Consider the following 17,567-nt stretch of genomic DNA (forward strand, 5'->3'; position numbering starts at 1 on the left):
TGAAACGACACCATGACCGCCGACTGGCCCGCCCGCGCCAAAGCCTTCGCAGAGCAATATCTCGCCCCCCTCGCCGACATCCACACGCTCGACGCCCTGCCGGATTCCATCTGGCAGGCCATGGCCGATGAAGGCTTGCTGGCGCTCTCCGCACCCGAGGAATTCGGCGGCACGCCCATCGACCCGGCCACGCAGATCGCCGCCGTCGAGGGTTTCGTGCGGGCGGCGCGGAATGTCGGCGTCGGCTCGATCTGGCAGGGGCATTTGCACAATGCCGGCTTCGTCATCAACCGCCTGGGCAATGACGCGCAACGCCGGCGCCATCTGCCGGCGCTGGCTCGCGGCGAGGCCCGGATGGCGGTCTCGATCTCCGAGCCCAAGGTCGGCGCCCACCCCAAACACCTGACCACACGGGCGGAGCGGGACGGCGACGGCTGGCGCATCACCGGCGAGAAAAGCTACCTGACCCAAGGCCCGCAGGCGACGCTCATCGCCGTGCTGGCCATCACCGGCATCGAAAACGGCGTCAAGCGCTACAGCATCTTCCTGGTGCCCAGGGGCGCGGACGGGCTGGAATACGTGCCCGGCGGCAATGTCGACTACCTGAAGCCGTCCTCGCACTGTGGGCTTAAGCTAAATGGCGTATATGTGGGTCCGGAAGCGTTGCTCGGCCCGCTGGGTGAGGGCTATGACCTGCTGGGCAAACCGATGCGCGACCACGAGGACCTGGCCAACCTGGGCGCCCGTTTCGGCGGGTTCGCGGCCGAATTCGACGTGCTGAAGGAACAGGCGGGCGCCGCACTCACCGGCGACGCCGCCATCCGCTTCGGCGCCCTGGTGGCCGGTCTCAACGGCCTGAAAACCCTGGCCGCGGCGGCCCTCGCAGCCGGTCCGGGCTCGGCGGGAGCCGAATTGCTGCTGCTCGACATCCGCAACCGCTCGACAGCGCTTCAGGCAGACTATGGCGCGCTGGTCGCCGACCTTGGCGTGCAACTGCCGCCGCGCGAGGCCAGTCTCAAGCGCGACCTCGACAAGCTGGGCAACCTTGCCGCCTATGTCCAACGCATCAAGCTGGAGCGGCTGGCGGCCGGTTGGTAGGCCCTTTCGACTTTCGGCGAATAGGATACACTGGCGGCAATCAACCGGACCACAACCGGAGGAACCGCCATGGCCATCACGGTCAGCCCCGTACACGACGACTTCGTCGCCGAGATCTACGACGTCGACCTGGCGGATCCGGCGCCGGGCCAGATCGACGAGATCAAGGCCGCCTTCTGGCGCTATGCCGTGCTGGTCTTCCCCGGCCAGACGCTGAGCCAGGATCAGCACGTCGCCTTTGCCGGAGAATTCGGCCCGATGGATCACACCGTGATCAAAAAGGCCGTGTCCGACCAGAAGCTTCGCATCCGCGAGGACATCGCCGATGTCTCCAATCTCAGCGCGGACAACCGGATCCTGGAGGAAAGCAATCGGCTGCGCCGGCTGCAACTGGGCAACCGGCTCTGGCACACGGACAGTTCGTTCAAATACGTGCCGGCGCTGGCCTCGTTGCTGTATGCCAGGGAAATCCCGCCGGTCGGCGGCCAGACCGCCTTTGCCGACCTGCGCGCCGCCTATGATGCGCTCGACGACGCCAAGCGGACCCGCCTTTCCGGCCTCGTCGCAGAGCACTCGCTGGTCTACTCGCGCGAGCGCCTGGGCTATACCGACTGGCAGGAGGGCGAACGGCAGGCGGTCGACGCCGTGCCGCAGGCCATGGTGCGCACTGTGCCCGAGACCGGACGCAAAAACCTGTTCGTCGCCTCCCACGCCGGCCATATCGTCGGCATGGACGATGCCGAGGCGAAACCGCTGATCGACTGGGTGCTGGACTTCGCCACCCAGCGCCAGTTCACCCATGTGCACCGCTGGCGCGTCGGCGACCTGGTGATATGGGACAACCGCTGCACCCTGCACCGCGGCCTGCCCTTCGACGACCTGCGCTTCCGCCGCGACGTGCAGCGCGCCACCGTGCAGGACCGCGCCAACAGTTGCGAGCAGGAAGGCCTCACCGTGCCGGACGTGCACCTGCGCGCCGCGGAATAGGACCGCTCAGCAGCCCTGACCCCCTCCAGGAGGACCCGACCCATGGGCGTTATGACCAAGCCGCAAGCCAAACAATCGTTCACCGTGACGCCGATCAAGCCGAAAATCGGCGCGGAAATCACCGGCATCGACCTGACCCGGCCGGTGGACGAGAACACCCGCCAGGCGCTCTATGACGCCGTTGTCGACAACATCGCCGTCGTCATCAAGAACCAGAAGCTGACGCCGGCGCAATTCGCGGCCGCCGCAGAACTGTTCGGCGAGTTGATGGAGGACCAGATCAAGACCAATCTGGTCCAGGACGTGCCGATGGTCAGCATTCTCGACAATTTCGAGAAGGACAGCAAAGGCAACCAGGCCAAGGTACCGAAAAACGCCACCTGGCACACCGACCACACCAACAAGGAACGGCCACCGAAATTCACCTTCCTCTATGCGGAGATGATTCCGAGCAAGGGCGGCGGCACCTCGGTTGCGAACATGAACGCCGCCTATGAGGCACTGACGCCAGAGCGGCGGGCGGAGCTCGACCGGTTGCAGAGCGCAAACCAACGCATCAGTTCCGCGCGCCTGGCGGTCGCCAACCCGGATTCGCTGGCCGACCAGCAACGCCTCGCCGAGCCGCTGATGGTCCACCCGCTGGTGCGCACCCATCCGGACCGCGGCACCAAGGCGATCTGGTTCCACCAGGGCAAGACCGAGACCCTCACCGGCATGGACCCGTTCCAGACCCAGGACTATCTGACGGCGCTGCTGGCTGAGATCATCCAGGATGATATCACCTACACCCACAATTGGAGCATCGGCGACCTGCTCATCGTCGACAACCGCTCGGCCCTGCACAAGGCCGGCTCGGACTACGACATGAGCGAGCGCCGCAAGCTCTACCGCACCATGGTGCAGGGCGACCGGCCGGTGTGATAGCGAAATTGGATATCCGGGCCGGAAGCGCCGGACCGGATATCCTTTCATTGAATTTTCGCCCAAAATGATATACGTGACGGCCCTGTGACAAGGAGCCATTGGCCATGCGCGTCTCCAAATGGGGCAACAGCCTCGCCGTTCGCATTCCTGCCGAAATCGTCGAAGAACTCGGCCTGAAAGAAGGGGACGAGGTCGGGGTGTCGCGGCAAGGGCCGAACAAGATTGTAATCGATTTGCCGATGTCGGTAGAGGATCGCATCAAGTGGCTGCGGGAGAATGGCAAACTCCTGCCGGATGACTACGAGTTTTCACGCGCGGATGCTTATGAGGGAACGCAGCGATACTAGTTTTCCTCGATTCCAATATACCGCTTTACGCACATAGCAGCGTTCCCGAAAAAGCAGCGATTGCCCAAGACCTTCTAAGCCGACGCGCAGTTGTCAGCGTTCAGGTGTTGAACGAATTCGCTGCTGTATTGCGGCGCAAAACGACATTGGATTGGTCGGAGTTGCAGGACCAGTCGGCTTGGCTTCGGTCGCTGTGTGAGGTGGTGCCAGTGACGGAAGCGACGCATGAAAAGGCGTTGGAAATCGCCGAGCGGTACAGGCTCCACATCTACGACGCCAATATCTGGGCGGCGGCGATCCTCGCCGGCTGCGACACCCTCTATTCGGAGGATATGCACCACGGCCTGACCATAGAGGGCACCGCGCTCCGCAACCCGTTCCCGGCTTAGCCACAGAACCGCCCACAGGCTTGCACAGCGTTCCCGTTCTGACCATCTCGATTCCAGACCCGAATCCCGGCCCTATTGGTACCCATGAGCTATGCCGATTTCGTCCATCTGCGCGTGCACTCCGCCTATTCGCTCTCCGAAGGTGCGGTGCATCTGAAGGATCTGGTGAAACGCACCGCCGCCGCGAATGCGCCGGCGGTTGCCGTCACCGACACCGCCAACCTGTTCGGCGCGCTGGAATTCGCCCTAGCCGCCGCCGATGCGGGCGTGCAGCCGGTCGTCGGCACGCTGCTGCCGATGCTGGAGCCGGACCACCGCGCCGTCGCCTACCTGCCCGCCTATGCCCAGAGCGCCAGGGGTTATGAGAACCTGATGGCGCTGGTCAGCCGCGCGTTTCTGGAAAGCGCGGTCGAGGGCGAAGCGCGCCTCGCCTGGGACGATCTGGACGGCCACACCGACGACGTCATCGCCTTCACCGGCGGCGCCGACGGGCCGCTCGGCCGGCTGCTGCTGGCGGGCCAGGGCAAGGCTGCCGCCGCCCTGGTCGAGCGGCTGGAACGGCTGTTTCCCGGCCGCCTCTATGTGGAGTTGCAACGCCACGGCCTGCCGCAGCAGCAGCGTACCGAGCCGGCCTTCCTGAAACTGGCCTATGACCGCGACCTGCCGCTGGTTGCCACCAACGATGTGTTCTTCCCGGAACGCGAGCATCACGAGGGCCATGACGCCCTGATCTGCATCGCCGCCGGCAAGAAGCTGGACGAGACCGACCGCCGCCGCCTGACGCCGGAACACTATCTCAAGTCGCCGCAGGAAATGCGGGCGCTGTTCGCCGACCTGCCGGAAGCGGTCGACAACACCCTGGTCGTCGCCCGGCGCTGCGCCCACATGCCGTTGCCGCACAAGCCGATCCTGCCGGCCTTCAGCGCCGAAGAGGGGCGAGACGAGCCCGCCGAACTGCGCGCCCAGGCCGAAGAGGGCCTGGAACAACGCCTCGCCTCCCACGTCTATCCCACCGACGCCACGGATGCGCAAAAGGCGGAGATCGCCACCCCCTATCGTGAGCGGCTGGAGTTCGAGCTGGGCGTCATCACCCAGATGGGCTTTCCCGGCTATTTCCTGATCGTGTCCGAGTTCATCAAATGGGCGAAGGAGCGGGATATTCCGGTCGGCCCCGGTCGCGGCTCCGGCGCCGGCTCGCTGGTGGCCTATGCGCTGAAGATCACCGACCTCGATCCGCTGAAATGGGGGCTGCTGTTCGAGCGCTTCCTCAACCCCGAGCGCGTGTCGATGCCGGACTTCGACGTCGATTTCTGCCAGGACCGGCGCGACGAAGTCATCGAGCATGTGCGCCGCAAATACGGCGAGGACCGGGTCGCCCAGATCATCACCTTCGGTAAGCTTCAGGCCCGCGCGGCGTTGCGGGATGTCGGCCGTGTGCTCGGCATGCCCTATGGCCAGGTGGACAAAATCTGCAAGCTGGTGCCGAACAACCCCGCCAACCCGGTCACCCTGCAACAGGCCATCGACGGCGAGCCGCAACTCCAGCAGGCGCGGCGCGAGGACGAGGAGGTCAGCCGCCTGATCGACGTGGCCCTGCAGTTGGAGGGCCTTTACCGCCACGCCTCCACCCACGCGGCCGGCGTGGTGATCGGCGACCGGCCGCTGCACGAACTGGTGCCGCTCTACCGCGATCCGCGCTCGGACATGCCGGTGACCCAGTTCAACATGAAGTATGTCGAGACCGCGGGGCTGGTGAAGTTCGACTTTCTCGGCCTCAAAACCCTGACCGTGTTGCAGAAGGCGGTGGAGTTCATCGCCAAGCGCGGCATCGACATCGACCTGTTGAAACTGCCGCTGGACGACAAGGCGACCTTCCGGCTGCTCGGCTCCGGCGAGACCGCGGGTGTGTTCCAGCTGGAAGGCAGCGGCATGCGCGACATGCTGCGCAAGCTGAAGCCGACCGAGTTCGAGGACATCATCGCCGTCGTCTCGCTCTACCGGCCGGGGCCGATGGAGAACATCCCCTCCTACATCGCCCGCAAGCATGGCCAGGAAAAGCCGGACTATCTGCACCCGCTGCTGGAGCCGGTGCTGAAGGAGACCTATGGCATCATCATCTACCAGGAACAGGTGATGCAGATCGCCCAGATCCTGGCGGGATATTCCCTCGGCGGCGCCGATTTGCTGCGCCGGGCCATGGGCAAGAAGATCAAGGAGGAAATGGCGAAGCAGCGGGAGATCTTTGTCTCCGGCGCGGTCGGTCGCGGTGTCGACAAGCAACAGGCCTCCGACATTTTCGACCTGGTCGACAAGTTCGCGGGCTATGGCTTCAACAAGTCTCACGCCGCCGCCTATGCCCTGGTCGCCTACCAGACCGCCTATCTCAAGGCCAACTATCCGGTGGAGTTCATGGCAGCGCTGATGACGCTCGACATGGGCAACACCGACAAGCTGGCCCAGTTCAAGCGCGACCTGGACCGGCTCGGCATCGAATTGCTGCCGCCGAGCGTCAACCATTCCGATGTCATGTTCGCGGTCGAACAGGTGCCGGGCGAGGGCGAGGAGCCGGTCCGGGCCATCCGCTATGCCCTGGGCGCGATCAAGAATCTGGGCCGCCCCACCTGCGAGGCCATCGTGCGCGAGCGCGCCGCCGGCGGTCCCTTCGCCGACATCTTTGCCTTCACCCGCCGCCTGGAGGCGCGGGCGCTGAACAAGCGGGCCATGGAGCAATTGTGCCAGGCGGGCGCCTTCGACATCTTCTTCAAGGACCGGGCGCGCCTGTTCGCCGGCCTGGACCTGGCGTTGCGCCATGGCCATCTGGCGCAGGAGGAAGCGGCGTCGGCCCAGGTGAACCTGTTCGGCGACGTGGAGGACGAAACCACCCTGCCGCCCCTGCCCGACGTGCCGGCCTGGGATCTGCTGACCACGCTGGAACGCGAGCGCGACGCCATCGGCTTCTACCTCTCCGCCCATCCGCTGGACGAGTATGGCGAACTGCTGAAACGGCTGCGCGTCACCCGCATCGCCAGCCTGGCCGACCGTGCGCGCAGCGACGGCCACGCCAAGATCGCCGGCGTCGTGCTCGGCCGGCAGGAGCGCTCGAACGCCCGCGGCAACCGCTATGCCTTCGTCCAGTTGTCGGACTCGACCGGCATGGTCGAGATCACCCTGTTCAGCGAGGTGCTGGCCACGGCCCGACCGGTGCTGGACTCCGGCCATCCGGTGCTGATGACGGTCGAAGTCCGGCTCGACGGCGACAGTGTCAAAATCACCGCCAACGCGGTGGACGACCTGGAAAAGGTGGCCGCGACCCGGACCGAGGCCATCAAGGTGTTCGTCACCGACACCGCCCCCCTGCCCTCGATCCGGAAAATGCTGGGCGGCGAGGAAGGCGGGCGTGGCCAGGTCTCGATCGTGCTGGGCCTGGACCCGCAGCGGGAGGTGGAAATCGACCTGCCGGGCCGCTACAGCGTCACGCCGCAGATGGCGGCCATGCTCAAGGCCGTGCGCGGCGTGGTGGATGTGGAACAGGTGGCGCAGATGTCGCCCACCTACCATTAGGCGCGGCGGAAGACTCCGTAGCGGACACCGATGCCCTCGAATTCGGGATTGCCCGGCAGATAGGGCTCGGGGCCCGTGACCTCAATCGGCTGCCAAAGCCCTTCGCCGACCAGCCGGTCGAAGGCCTGTTGGGTCCCGCGCGGGCCGAACAGGTCGCTGCGCTGGGTCAGGACGATGGCCCCACCCGGCCGGGTCAGACGGCAGAAGTCGCGGCAGATGGCTTCGACCTCGGGCAAATAGCTGAGCACGCCGACGCACACCACCGCCCCGAATGCGCCATCGGCGAAGGGCAAGGGCGGTTGGGTGAGATCGACGGCCAGCAGGTCGCGGTAGACACGGCGCCGCGCCGCCAACACCAGCGATTCCGCGGAGAAATCGACGCCAACCAGGGTATGAAACCCGGCCCGATACAACGCCTGCCCGGAAAGTCCGGTGCCGCATCCCGCATCCAGGACAAGCGTTTCCGCCGGCACCAGTTCCGCAAGCCGCCCGGCGGCTATGGTCGGCGCTTCATAGCCCCAGGCGGTGAGCGTTGCGTCGTAATCGTCCGCCCATTCGTCATACAGCTTCCGAATGGCGTCCGGCCGGCTGTCCGAGCGGCCACGCAGATTGTCGAACACAGGGGCCATTTGCCGCCTCGCCATCCCATCGTCCGACACTCGACCCGAGCGCTGCCATTGCTCGCGCAAAGGCGCCGAAGGCGGAACCGTCACGCCGCCGCTTGCTGCGACTTCTTCGCCTGGTCGAGGTCGATGTCCTTAATGCGGGCGGTCCGCTCCAGGAGGTCCTCGAACACGCTGATATTCTCCTTGCCCAGAATGGACAGGAAGACTTGTTGCGCCTCCATCCACAGCGGCGCCGCCTGGCGGATTTTTTCCATTCCCGCCGGCGTAATCCGGATTTCCCGGCTGCGCCGCGACTGTCCGACCTCGCGCACGATCAGGCCGTCCCGCTCCAGCGGATCCAGCGCCCGAGAGAGAGAGGACGCATCCAGAACCACCACATCCGACAGGTAGCGGATCGTGGCCGGCTCGTGCACGGCGACGGCCATCAACACGGTCATCTGGGTGCAACGCAGCCCGATGGGCTCAAATGCCTGATCGAACAGATTCGTCACCAAACGCATCGTCCGGCGCAGCCCGCTGCACGAACACTTTTCCAGGGCCTGCGCCAAAGCGGTAATCTGTTTGGATTCCATCGTCATTCAAAGATTCCGACCAACTGTTGATAGACCGCCTTCTTGTCGTTTGGGCGGGTGACACTCAGCCAATACACCATGGGAGCCTTGTTCTTACAACCATACGCTTTGCCGTGCGCAACAATCGTCCCTCATTCTTTCGTATTCCGGAATTCCAGATTCGGAAATTGTTCCCCCGTATGGGTCAAATGCCAGGAATTTCGGGCAAGGAACACAGGCGACCCGTCATGATCTTCCGCAAATGCGGCGCGGTTCTGATCCTGAAACAGCTTCAACTCCCGTTCGGTTTTCGCGCCAATCCACCGGGCGGTGTAGAGATTGGCCGACTCGAACCGCACCGGGATTCCGTATTCCGTGCGAATCCGGTCGGCGAGGACGTCGAACTGCAACGCACCGACAACGCCGACGATCCAGTACGGGTCCATCAGCGGACGGAACACGCGCGCGACGCCTTCTTCCGCCAGTTCGAACAATGCCTTGCCCAGATGCTTGGCCTTCAGCGGATCGCCGGCCATGGCGCGCTTCAGGTATTCCGGCGCGAAGCTCGGAATGCCGGTGAAGCGCAGGTCCTCGCCCTCGGTCAGCGCGTCGCCGATGCGCAGATTGCCGTGGTTCGGAATGCCGAGAATGTCGCCGGGAAAGGCTTCCTCCGCCACCTCGCGATCCTGGGCCAGGAACATGAGCGGCGCGGGAATGGCCATGGTCTTGCCGCTGCGCACATGTTTCAGCTTCATGCCGCGCTTGAACTGGCCGGAGCATAGCCGCACGAAGGCGATGCGGTCGCGATGCTTCGGGTCCATGTTCGCCTGGATCTTAAAGACGAAGGCAGAGACCTTGTCCTCGCACGGCTGGACGCCTCGGCTTTCGGCCGGCTGGGTGCGGGGCGGCGGCGCCAGCGCGGTCAGCCCTTCCTGCAATTCGTGCACGCCGAAACTGTTGATGGCGCTGCCGAAAAAGACCGGGGTCATATGGCCCTGGCGAAACATCTCCATGTCGAAGGCGGGGCAGAGTTCCCGCGCCATCTCCACCTCTTCGCGCAACTGCGCCACCTTGTCGGCCGGCAGCACGGCGTCGAGCTTCGGGTCGTCAATGCCCTCGCAGCGCTCGCCCGGATCGGGCAGACCATCGCGGGAGCGGGCAACCAGGTGCAGGCTGTCGCGCATCAGGTCGTAACAGCCGAGAAAGTCCCGCCCCATGCCGATCGGCCAGCTGGCCGGCGTCACGTCCAGCGCCAGGGTCTGTTCGATCTGGTCGATCAGTTCGAATGGGTCCAGCGCTTCCCGGTCAAACTTGTTGATGAAGGTGATGATCGGGATGTCGCGCAGGCGGCAGACCTCGAACAGTTTCAGCGTCTGCGGCTCGATGCCCTTGGCGGCATCCAGCACCATGATCGCCGAATCGACCGCGGTCAGCGTGCGGTAGGTGTCTTCCGAAAAATCCTCGTGGCCGGGGGTGTCGAGCAGGTTGAAGGTGCAGCCGTCATGCTCATACGTCATGACCGAGGAGGCGACGGAGATGCCGCGCTCGCGCTCCACCTTCATCCAGTCCGAGCGCGCCCGCCGCTGCTCGCCGCGCGCCTTGACGGCGCCCGCGGCCTGGATCGCGCCGCCGAACAGCAACAGTTTTTCGGTGAGCGTGGTCTTGCCGGCGTCCGGGTGCGCGATGATCGCAAACGTGCGCCGGCGCGCAACCTGCTCGGCAAGCGCAACGGTCATGGGGCAGTCCTTGGAGGAGGAGTTGTGGTGTCCTGGCGCAGATATGTCGTCAAAGACCGCCGGAGACAAGAGCGGCAAATAAAAGCACGCGCTGCGATTGGGCGCGAGGCTCCGCAATCGGCATCAAGGCCGGTGTCCCCCGGAGGTGGCATAGCCGCCATTGTTCCCCGGAGGTGGCGTAGCCGCCATCCGGGGCCGGCCGGAATGTGCGAACACCGCCGCCAACGGTGTTCGCGAGAGCGACCGATCCCGGGAACCGAGGCCCTACTCGGCCGCCTGGCTTTTCTGGCCGCGCGGGTTGGTCCATTCCTTGCCGGTCTGGGCCTCGTAGTTCTTGATCGCGTCCTCGACGCTCTTCGCCGCCGCGTTCACGAACTTCTCGCGATTGTCCGTCGAATAGTCATAGGAGAACTGGCGCAGGAAGTTGCTGTTGCGGAAATGCGGGGCGACATAGCGCGCGATCATCTCGTAGGAGCGCTTGGTCTGCTCCCAATCGGCCCAGTTGTGCGCCAACTGCATCAGCGCACCGAAGCCGCCGGACCCGCGCTGCAGGTGCTCGATGAACTCGCACGCGTCGTCCGGCGTGCCGATGCAGGCCGACTTGGTCTCGATCAGGTATTCGATCGGATCGTCCACGCCCGGCGGGATGATCGGGAAGGTGGCGACGTCGGTGAAATACTGGGTCCATTTCTTCAGGCCGAACGCCACATTGTCCCGCGCCTTCTGCCGCGTCTCGGCGATGTGCATCAGGGTGACCATGCGCCAGTTGTCCCGGCTGACCTGCTGGCCGTTGGCCTTGGCGGTTTCCTCGCAGGTCTCCCAGTTCTTGGCGTGGGCTGCCAGGGCCGCATCCGACGTGCCGCCGATGGAGAGCATGCCGACGCCATGCCGGCCCGCGGCCAGCGCTCCGGTCGGCGAGCGGCTGGAGGCCACCGCGATATCCGGTCCGCCCTCCGAGAACATCGGCAGTTGCAGGCGCGCGTCCTGCAGTTTAAACCAGTCGGTCTCCGCGTTCACCAACTCGCCGCGCAACAGCGGCATGATCACGTCGATGGACTCGTGCATCATGCGCCGCTGCTGTTCCGGGTCGACGCCCATGCGATAGGCGTCGCCCGCCAGCGCGCCGGGTCCGAAGCCGAACAGGAAGCGGCCGCGCATCATATGGTCGAGCTGCGCCACCCGGTTCGCCACCATGAACGGGTTGTGATAGGGCAGCGAGATCACGCCGGAGCCCAGCTTGATGTGCCGCGTGCGCTCGGCCGCCATGGCACAGAAGATTTCCGGGCTGGAAATGATCTCGAAACCGCCGGAATGGTGCTCGCCGATCCAGGCTTCGTCGTAAGCCAGCTGGTCGAGATGCTGGACCAACGCCATGTCGCGGTCGATGCAGAGGGTCGGGTTCTCGTCCATGGGATGGAAGGGCGCGAGAAAAATACCGAAGCGCATGTGATTGAGGGACATGAAGCGGTCCTTGGTCCGTTTGGGCAGAAATCTGCCGCTTAGACTAAAGGAGAACGTTCCGGATGATAAGACCGTTGGCCAACCGCGACCTTGCGTCCGAGAATGCTTGCCAGGGAAGCGCCTGTTTCCATTCCGCATCAAGGGACTTGAGACTGCCATGACCGACGAATGGCCGAGCATCCTGGCTCGCACCGGCCTGGAAAAGACCTATCAGGAATTCCCGGACGACGTGCGCGAGGCACTGGCCTCCGCCCTCGGCCTGGTCGAGCGCATGAAGGCGGACCCCGCCTATGCCGACGAGCCTGCCCACGTATTCCAGGCCGCCCGCGCGCTGGAGAACAAGGGATGAGCGACGACCTCTGCTTCATGAGTGCCGCCGAAGCCGGGCGGAAGATCGCGGCGAAACAGCTTTCGTCCGCCGAACTGACCGACGCCCTGCTGGCCCGGACCGAAGCCCTGGACGGCAGGCTCAACGCCTATATCGAAGTGCTGGGCGATGCGGCGCGCGCGTCGGCCAGGGCGGCCGACGACGCGGTTGCCAAGGGCGAAATCAAGGGGCCGCTGCACGGCGTGCCGGTCGCGCTGAAGGACATTATCGATCTGAAAGGCGTGCGCACCACCGCCCACTCCAAGCTGCTGCTGGACAATGTCGCGACCTCCGACGCTTTCGTCACGGCGAGGCTGAAAGAGGCGGGCTGCGTCATCACCGGCAAGCTGTCGACCCACGAATTCGCCATCGGCGGCCCCGCGTTCGACCTGCCCTTCCCGCCCGCGCGCAATCCCTGGAACCCGGAGCACCATCCGGGCGGCTCGTCGTCGGGCGCCGGCAGCAGCGTTGCCGCCGGCATGGTGCCGGTTGCGCTGGGCTCGGACACCGGGGGCAGCGTCCGCAACCCGGCCTCCTGCTGCGGCATTGTCGGCATCAAACCCACCTATGGCCGCGTCTCCCGCGCCGGCGTCATCCCCCTGTCGTTCAGCCTCGACAATGTCGGCCCGCTGACACGGACGGTGGAGGACAACGCCCTGATGCTGGCGGCCATTGCCGGCCACGACCCGCGCGACCCGGCCAGCGACAAGCGGCCGGTGGACGACTACACCGCCCGCCTGCGCGCTGGCGTCAAGGGCTTGAAAATCGGCCTGATCCGCCATTTCTACAACGAGGACCTGCAAGCCGACCCCGAAATGGCCGAGAGCATCGAGGCCACGGCCCGCCTGCTGGAAAGCCTGGGGGCGGAGGTGCGGGAAATCCGCCTGCCGCCGCTCTCGCAATACGCGGCCTGCAACCGGGTGATCCTGCTGGCGGAGGCCTATGCCATCCACCAGAAGGATTTGCAGACCCGTGCCGGCGACTATGCCGCCAGCACGCGCCGCCGGCTGCTGCCGGGCGCCTTCGTGAGCGGCGCCGACTATGTCAACGCACTCCGCATGCGCGAGAAACTGGTCGCCGCCTTCAACGAGGCCATGGAGGGCCTGGACGCCGCCGTCACCGCCTCCAGCATGGAGCCGCCGGTCAGCATGGCCGACATGCAGGAGGTGGAGCGCACCTATGGTCGCCAGGCCCGCGCGCCGTTCAACCTGATCGGCAACCCGGCCATCGCCATCCCGTCGGGCTTCCATTCCAACGGCCTGCCGCTGGCACTGCAAATCGTCGGCCGCGCCTTCGACGAGGCCATGTGCTTCCGCGTCGCCTGGGCGGTGGAGCAGGAACTGAACCTGGGCGTCCGCCGGCCCCCGCTCTGAGGCCGAGGGCGTCTCGCCCTGGCGGCCCTCTCACCGGCGTCATTGCGGGTCTGCGGAGCGGACGAAGCAATCCAGCAGCGCCCGGCTACGTCATAGCCACGTCTGGATTGCTTCGTTGCCCTGCGGGCGCCTCGCAATGACGACGGAAGGCGACGGAAAGAGGCTTCGATCCTGGGCCCGGTTCGTCCGCCGCCCCGTGCTCGACACGGGGGCCGTGCCGGAACTTCTCCACAAAGTCCGGACTTTGTGAGACGCGCTCGGGCATGGGCCCCCGCCTGCGCGGGGGAAGTGGAATAAGAAGCGCTCAGGCCAGTTCGCGCGAGCGCTTGGTCGCCGCGGCGATCGCCCGTTCGAATAGCGGGCGGATGCCGTCGGCGGCATCCAGCACCGCCACCGCCTCCGCCGTCGTGCCGCCGGGCGACATGACGTTCTTGCGCAGCGTCTCCGGCTTGTCCGGCGACTGGCGCGAGAGTTCGCCCGAACCCTCCACCGTCGCCCGGGCGATGGCCTCGGAGAGGTCGCGCGGCAGACCGGAGGCGACTCCGGCATCGGCCAGCGCCTCGATCAGCAGGAACACATAGGCCGGGCCGCCGCCGCTGACCGCCGTCACCGCATCCAGAAGCCCCTCGTCCTCGACCCATTCGACGCTGCCGACCGCCTCCAACAGCCGCTGGCAGAGCGCGCGCTGATCGGCGGAGACCCGGTCGTTCGCCACCAGCACGGTGACCCCCCGGCCGACGGCGGCGGGCGTGTTCGGCATGGCGCGGACAATGGCGGCCTGCTGGCCCCAATAGCCCTCGAACGAGCCGATGGTCTTGCCGGCTGCGATCGAGAGAAACACCGTCTCGGGCCGCACAAAGCGCTTGTAGACCGGTGCGGCCTTGTCCATTTCCTGCGGCTTAACCGCAACCACGACCGCATCGGGCTGGAAGTCCGCCGGCAGGTCCGCGCCCTCCATATAGAGCGTGACCGCGCTGTCGGTCTGGACCGGCGCCTTGGGTTCGACCACGGCGGCCCGGAAACCCGGCCAGGTGCGCCAGCCGGCCAGCATGGCGCCGCCCATCTTGCCGCAACCGATCAACAATACCGTCACGCCCTCGGACATGGCTCTGATCCTCCTCCCTTTGGGTTCGATAAACTGGCGGCGCGGTTCCGCCACCGTCAAGACGCTAGAAGCGTTCGGCCAGCCAGATCGCCGTGCGCGTGCCGCGCTTGATCAGCGCCGAGAGCAGCGCATAGGCCGGCGCCCCCTCGGCGTCGTGCTGAAGGCCGGTGTCGCGGTGCTCCAACTCGTCGTCGCGGAACCGGGTCAGCATGTCGGACAGATCCCGGTCGCCGGCCTCCTCGTTCAGCGCCTCCAGCCGGTCGATCTGGTGGGCGTAGTGCTCGCCGATCACCTCCTCGACCGCGACCGTGCAGGCCATGGCCGCCCGCTCGCCCAGCAGCGCGGTGCCGGCGCCGAGCGCGAAACCGGCCACGGTCCAGAACGGCGCCAGCGCGGTGGGGCGGACGCCCCGCTCGACCAGCAGCTTGTCGAACGCGGCCTTGTGCTCCTCCTCCTGCGCCGCCATGTGGCGGATGGTGCGGCCGACCGGGCGGTGGCCCAGCACGGCCAGCTGGCCCTCATAGATGCGGGTCGCGCCATACTCGCCGGCATGATCGACCCGCAGCATGCGCGCCAGTTCCTGCGCACGGGAGAGATCGCCGGGCAAGCGGCGTCCGGGAGCGGCAGCCATCACGCCATCCTCCTGCGGTTCCGAACCAAAGCGCCACCGACCCCGATGGCGAGGCCGGCCGACAAAAGGAAATTGTAGCCGGCCATGGAGATACCGAACAGCGACCACGCGATCTCGTCGCAGCGGGTGACCGGGGTCGCCAGCAATTGCCGCTTCAACTCCTCGACGGTCGTGGCAGCGCCCACGGTGCCGCCGCATTCGGAGGTACCGGCCCACCAATGTTGCTCCACGCCCACATGAAAGGCCGCGATGCCGGCGCCGACCGCCAGGGCCAGCGCCGCAAGCGCCAACAGGCCGCGATGGCCGCCCAGCCCAAAGGCCAGTGCGCCCAGCACGATCGCCGCCACCCAGGGCCAGCGCTGGTAGACGCACAGCACGCACGGATCGAGGCCGCCCAGATGCTGGAAACCGAAGGCGGCCAGCAGCACGGCGATCCCCGCCAGCGACAGCAGCAAGGCCAAGAGGCGAAGGTCAAACCGCATATTTCAACACCACGAATCCGCCGACCAGAAGAATGCAGAACACCACCGTCAGCACGCCCAAATACCGCTCGATGAAGGTGCGGATCGGCTCGCCGAAGCGCCAGAGCAGCAGGCCGACAATGAGAAACCGCCCGCCCCGCGCCAGGACCGACGCCACCATGAAGGACATCAGGTCCAGGCCAAACGCCCCGCTGGCGATTGTGATGACCTTATAGGGAAAGGGCGTGAGGCCGGCGATGAACACGATCAGCGCGCCGTGCTCGTTATAGCCGGCGCGAAATTCCTCGAACTTGCCCATGGCGCCGTAGAAGTCGAGGATCGGCGCGCCGACCACCTCCCACAATCCCCAGCCGATGCCATAGCCGGCCAGGCCGCCGACGACCGAGGCGATGGTGGCAATCGCCACGTAGTGAAACGCCCGGTCGCGCGCGGCCAGGATCATCGGGATCAGCACCACGTCGGGCGGAATGGGAAAGAACGAGCTCTCGGCAAACGCCACCGCCACCAGCGCCCAGGTGGCATAGGGCGTCATGGCGAGTGCCATGGTCTGATCGTAGAGACGGCGGAGCAAGCGGCGAAGCCCTCGGGCGGCGGTCGGGAACGCGGCGGTTTTCGCCCGGACCGGCCCCGCGACACAAGGGCTCCTAGAGACGCAGGCTTTCGGGCAACGCAGGCAGTTGCAAATCGCGCACGAGACGCTACATTCCCGCCTCTACCGCGTGCCCGGATGGCGGAATTGGTAGACGCAGCGGACTCAAAATCCGCCGGCCTTAGGCCTTGCGAGTTCGAGTCTCGCTCCGGGTACCATCTTGGCTCTCATAACCCTATGACCTGCAACGCGAAGCGCCCGGGACAGGGGATTTGCGACGGGGGATCGAGAGCGCCTTTCGCGCCTTGCACAAAGAGTGCAATTCGGCGTTTGAGCGGACGTGACCGTCGATGGCGGGGGCAGAATTTCCTCCCGATTGTACGGACGGTTCCCGACCCGCCGGATGTCCGGTCTTAGGCGCGAACCATCATGGGACGTGCGGTCAAAGACGTTCACATGGATCTCGCCTGAAACGTGGTCGCCGTCAGCGAGATGGGCGTTGAGGGCGGTGTCAATTGAACGCCTGGCTCGCGCAAATTCCAGAGCCGGAACAGGCACCATTCCGTTTGTCTTCTTCGGCCACGGCCGAGTTCATTGCGGTGATGCGAAGGCGTACGCTCCCAACCGTTCGTTGTCTTAACCTCAATCAGCCGCAGCCGGCCATTCGGCTCAAAGCTCGCATATCATAGCCGCGCCGCACCGTCCTCTTCTGATACCCAGGCGCACCTTGCGGGCGATCTTCGCGACCCGCGATCGCAGCGCCGTCCGTTCATGCTCCAACACGCGCTCCTCTCCTGACGCCCAAGCGCGCGATTACGGCTCGTCCCGGCCTGCCCATCGAACTTGCGGGCGATGCGCGCATCTGGTCAGTTCTGGGCGGCTGGTTTGAATGTCGGCGGCGGCCCGACCAAATCTGCGCCGCCTCGCGCACGCCGCCCGAAGGACGCACACCGAGCTGACATCCGAGCCAGGCCGGGTTTAGCGCCAGCCACCGCGCCACAGCATCCACGAGCGTCATCTCGAAATTGAACGCCGGCTTGTAGCCCTGTATCCAGTCCTCTCCGAGCCTTTGAGGATAGCGCTGATGTTCTGGTGCTTGAACTCGACAGAACCCTCAGATCGGCTGTTCAACGTGCAGCAGCAGCGCGCGGCATGCTCGGCTTTGCGAAGCCGCCTCGGTGATATCGTCGGCCAGCATCGCGAAGTAATCCGCGACGATCCGGTCGTTTTCCGCATCTGACCAAGGCCTGTTCGACATAACGCCAGGCTACTGAGGCAAAAGTCTGTTTGTCACCAATGGCTTCACGCAGTCCTATGAGATTTTGCGAAGCGCCGCAGCC

16 protein-coding genes, 1 tRNA gene and 1 pseudogene are annotated in these 17,567 nt (G+C 65.7%); 9 read left to right on the forward strand and 9 right to left on the reverse strand.

From position 1 onward, the window contains the following. Positions 1 to 12: 12 nt before the first annotated feature. The 6 genes from H6844_14485 to dnaE all read left to right on the forward strand — a co-directional run bounded on the left by H6844_14485 (position 13) and on the right by dnaE (position 7,306). Positions 13 to 1,098, forward strand: a complete 1,086-nt coding sequence (locus H6844_14485) for an acyl-CoA/acyl-ACP dehydrogenase (GenBank protein MCB9930608.1) — start codon at positions 13 to 15, stop codon at positions 1,096 to 1,098. A gap of 69 nt (positions 1,099 to 1,167) precedes the next feature. Beyond that, positions 1,168 to 2,085: a TauD/TfdA family dioxygenase gene (locus tag H6844_14490; GenBank protein ID MCB9930609.1), complete on the forward strand. Its 918-nt coding sequence runs from the start codon at positions 1,168 to 1,170 to the stop codon at positions 2,083 to 2,085. 42 nt (positions 2,086 to 2,127) lie between these two features. Next, positions 2,128 to 3,006, forward strand: coding sequence for a TauD/TfdA family dioxygenase (locus tag H6844_14495; GenBank protein MCB9930610.1), 879 nt, complete (start codon positions 2,128 to 2,130; stop codon positions 3,004 to 3,006). Positions 3,007 to 3,113: 107 nt separating this feature from the next. After that, positions 3,114 to 3,356 carry an AbrB/MazE/SpoVT family DNA-binding domain-containing protein gene (locus H6844_14500; protein ID MCB9930611.1) on the forward strand — a complete coding sequence of 81 codons (243 nt, stop codon included), beginning with the start codon at positions 3,114 to 3,116 and terminating at the stop codon, positions 3,354 to 3,356. Beyond that, positions 3,350 to 3,745, forward strand: coding sequence for a PIN domain-containing protein (locus H6844_14505; GenBank protein ID MCB9930612.1), 396 nt, complete (start codon positions 3,350 to 3,352; stop codon positions 3,743 to 3,745). Before H6844_14500 ends, H6844_14505 begins: the two co-directional genes overlap by 7 nt. An 84-nt stretch (positions 3,746 to 3,829) precedes the next feature. Beyond that, positions 3,830 to 7,306 carry a DNA polymerase III subunit alpha gene (gene dnaE / locus H6844_14510; protein ID MCB9930613.1) on the forward strand — a complete coding sequence of 1,159 codons (3,477 nt, stop codon included), beginning with the start codon at positions 3,830 to 3,832 and terminating at the stop codon, positions 7,304 to 7,306. Here the strand turns inward: dnaE and H6844_14515 are convergent. The 4 genes from H6844_14515 to H6844_14530 all read right to left on the reverse strand — a co-directional run bounded on the left by H6844_14515 (position 7,303) and on the right by H6844_14530 (position 11,680). Continuing rightward, a complete protein-coding gene (locus tag H6844_14515; protein MCB9930614.1) occupies positions 7,303 to 7,935 on the reverse strand; it encodes a class I SAM-dependent methyltransferase in 633 nt (210 codons plus the stop codon). The genes dnaE and H6844_14515 overlap by 4 nt on opposite strands. A gap of 80 nt (positions 7,936 to 8,015) precedes the next feature. Then, entirely contained in the window at positions 8,016 to 8,510 is a 495-nt protein-coding gene (locus H6844_14520) for a winged helix-turn-helix transcriptional regulator (GenBank protein ID MCB9930615.1), read from the reverse strand. 125 nt (positions 8,511 to 8,635) lie between these two features. Next, positions 8,636 to 10,219 (reverse strand): peptide chain release factor 3, encoded by a 1,584-nt coding sequence (locus H6844_14525; protein ID MCB9930616.1) that lies wholly within the window; start codon positions 10,217 to 10,219, stop codon positions 8,636 to 8,638. A gap of 264 nt (positions 10,220 to 10,483) precedes the next feature. Further along, positions 10,484 to 11,680 (reverse strand): LLM class flavin-dependent oxidoreductase, encoded by a 1,197-nt coding sequence (locus H6844_14530; GenBank protein ID MCB9930617.1) that lies wholly within the window; start codon positions 11,678 to 11,680, stop codon positions 10,484 to 10,486. Between the two features lie 157 nt (positions 11,681 to 11,837). Between H6844_14530 and H6844_14535 the strand changes: the two genes are divergently transcribed. Further along, positions 11,838 to 12,029: a hypothetical protein gene (locus tag H6844_14535; protein ID MCB9930618.1), complete on the forward strand. Its 192-nt coding sequence runs from the start codon at positions 11,838 to 11,840 to the stop codon at positions 12,027 to 12,029. After that, the gene (locus tag H6844_14540) at positions 12,026 to 13,420 is read left to right on the forward strand and encodes an amidase (protein ID MCB9930619.1); all 1,395 of its coding nucleotides are present in this window, start codon (positions 12,026 to 12,028) and stop codon (positions 13,418 to 13,420) included. Before H6844_14535 ends, H6844_14540 begins: the two co-directional genes overlap by 4 nt. Positions 13,421 to 13,724: 304 nt before the next feature. Here the strand turns inward: H6844_14540 and H6844_14545 are convergent, their stop codons facing one another. From H6844_14545 to H6844_14560, 4 genes are all read right to left on the reverse strand, one after another. Further along, entirely contained in the window at positions 13,725 to 14,525 is an 801-nt protein-coding gene (locus H6844_14545) for a pyrroline-5-carboxylate reductase (GenBank protein MCB9930620.1), read from the reverse strand. A 64-nt stretch (positions 14,526 to 14,589) separates the two neighbouring features. Beyond that, positions 14,590 to 15,156: a demethoxyubiquinone hydroxylase family protein gene (locus tag H6844_14550; protein ID MCB9930621.1), complete on the reverse strand. Its 567-nt coding sequence runs from the start codon at positions 15,154 to 15,156 to the stop codon at positions 14,590 to 14,592. Next, positions 15,156 to 15,638 carry a disulfide bond formation protein B gene (locus tag H6844_14555; GenBank protein MCB9930622.1) on the reverse strand — a complete coding sequence of 161 codons (483 nt, stop codon included), beginning with the start codon at positions 15,636 to 15,638 and terminating at the stop codon, positions 15,156 to 15,158. The genes H6844_14550 and H6844_14555 overlap by 1 nt, the downstream gene beginning before the upstream one ends. Beyond that, positions 15,628 to 16,209 (reverse strand): DedA family protein, encoded by a 582-nt coding sequence (locus H6844_14560; GenBank protein MCB9930623.1) that lies wholly within the window; start codon positions 16,207 to 16,209, stop codon positions 15,628 to 15,630. The genes H6844_14555 and H6844_14560 overlap by 11 nt, the downstream gene beginning before the upstream one ends. A 150-nt stretch (positions 16,210 to 16,359) precedes the next feature. On the opposite strand from H6844_14560, the gene H6844_14565 reads away from it, so the two are divergent. Continuing rightward, a tRNA-Leu gene (locus H6844_14565) sits at positions 16,360 to 16,445 on the forward strand. Between the two features lie 234 nt (positions 16,446 to 16,679). Here H6844_14565 and H6844_14570 read toward each other — a convergent pair. Continuing rightward, a pseudogene (locus tag H6844_14570) lies at positions 16,680 to 17,485 on the reverse strand (DUF3883 domain-containing protein). Between the last annotated feature and the right edge of the window lie 82 nt (positions 17,486 to 17,567).

The organism is Alphaproteobacteria bacterium (assembly GCA_020638555.1).
Taxonomy (GTDB): domain Bacteria; phylum Pseudomonadota; class Alphaproteobacteria; order Bin95; family Bin95; genus JACKII01.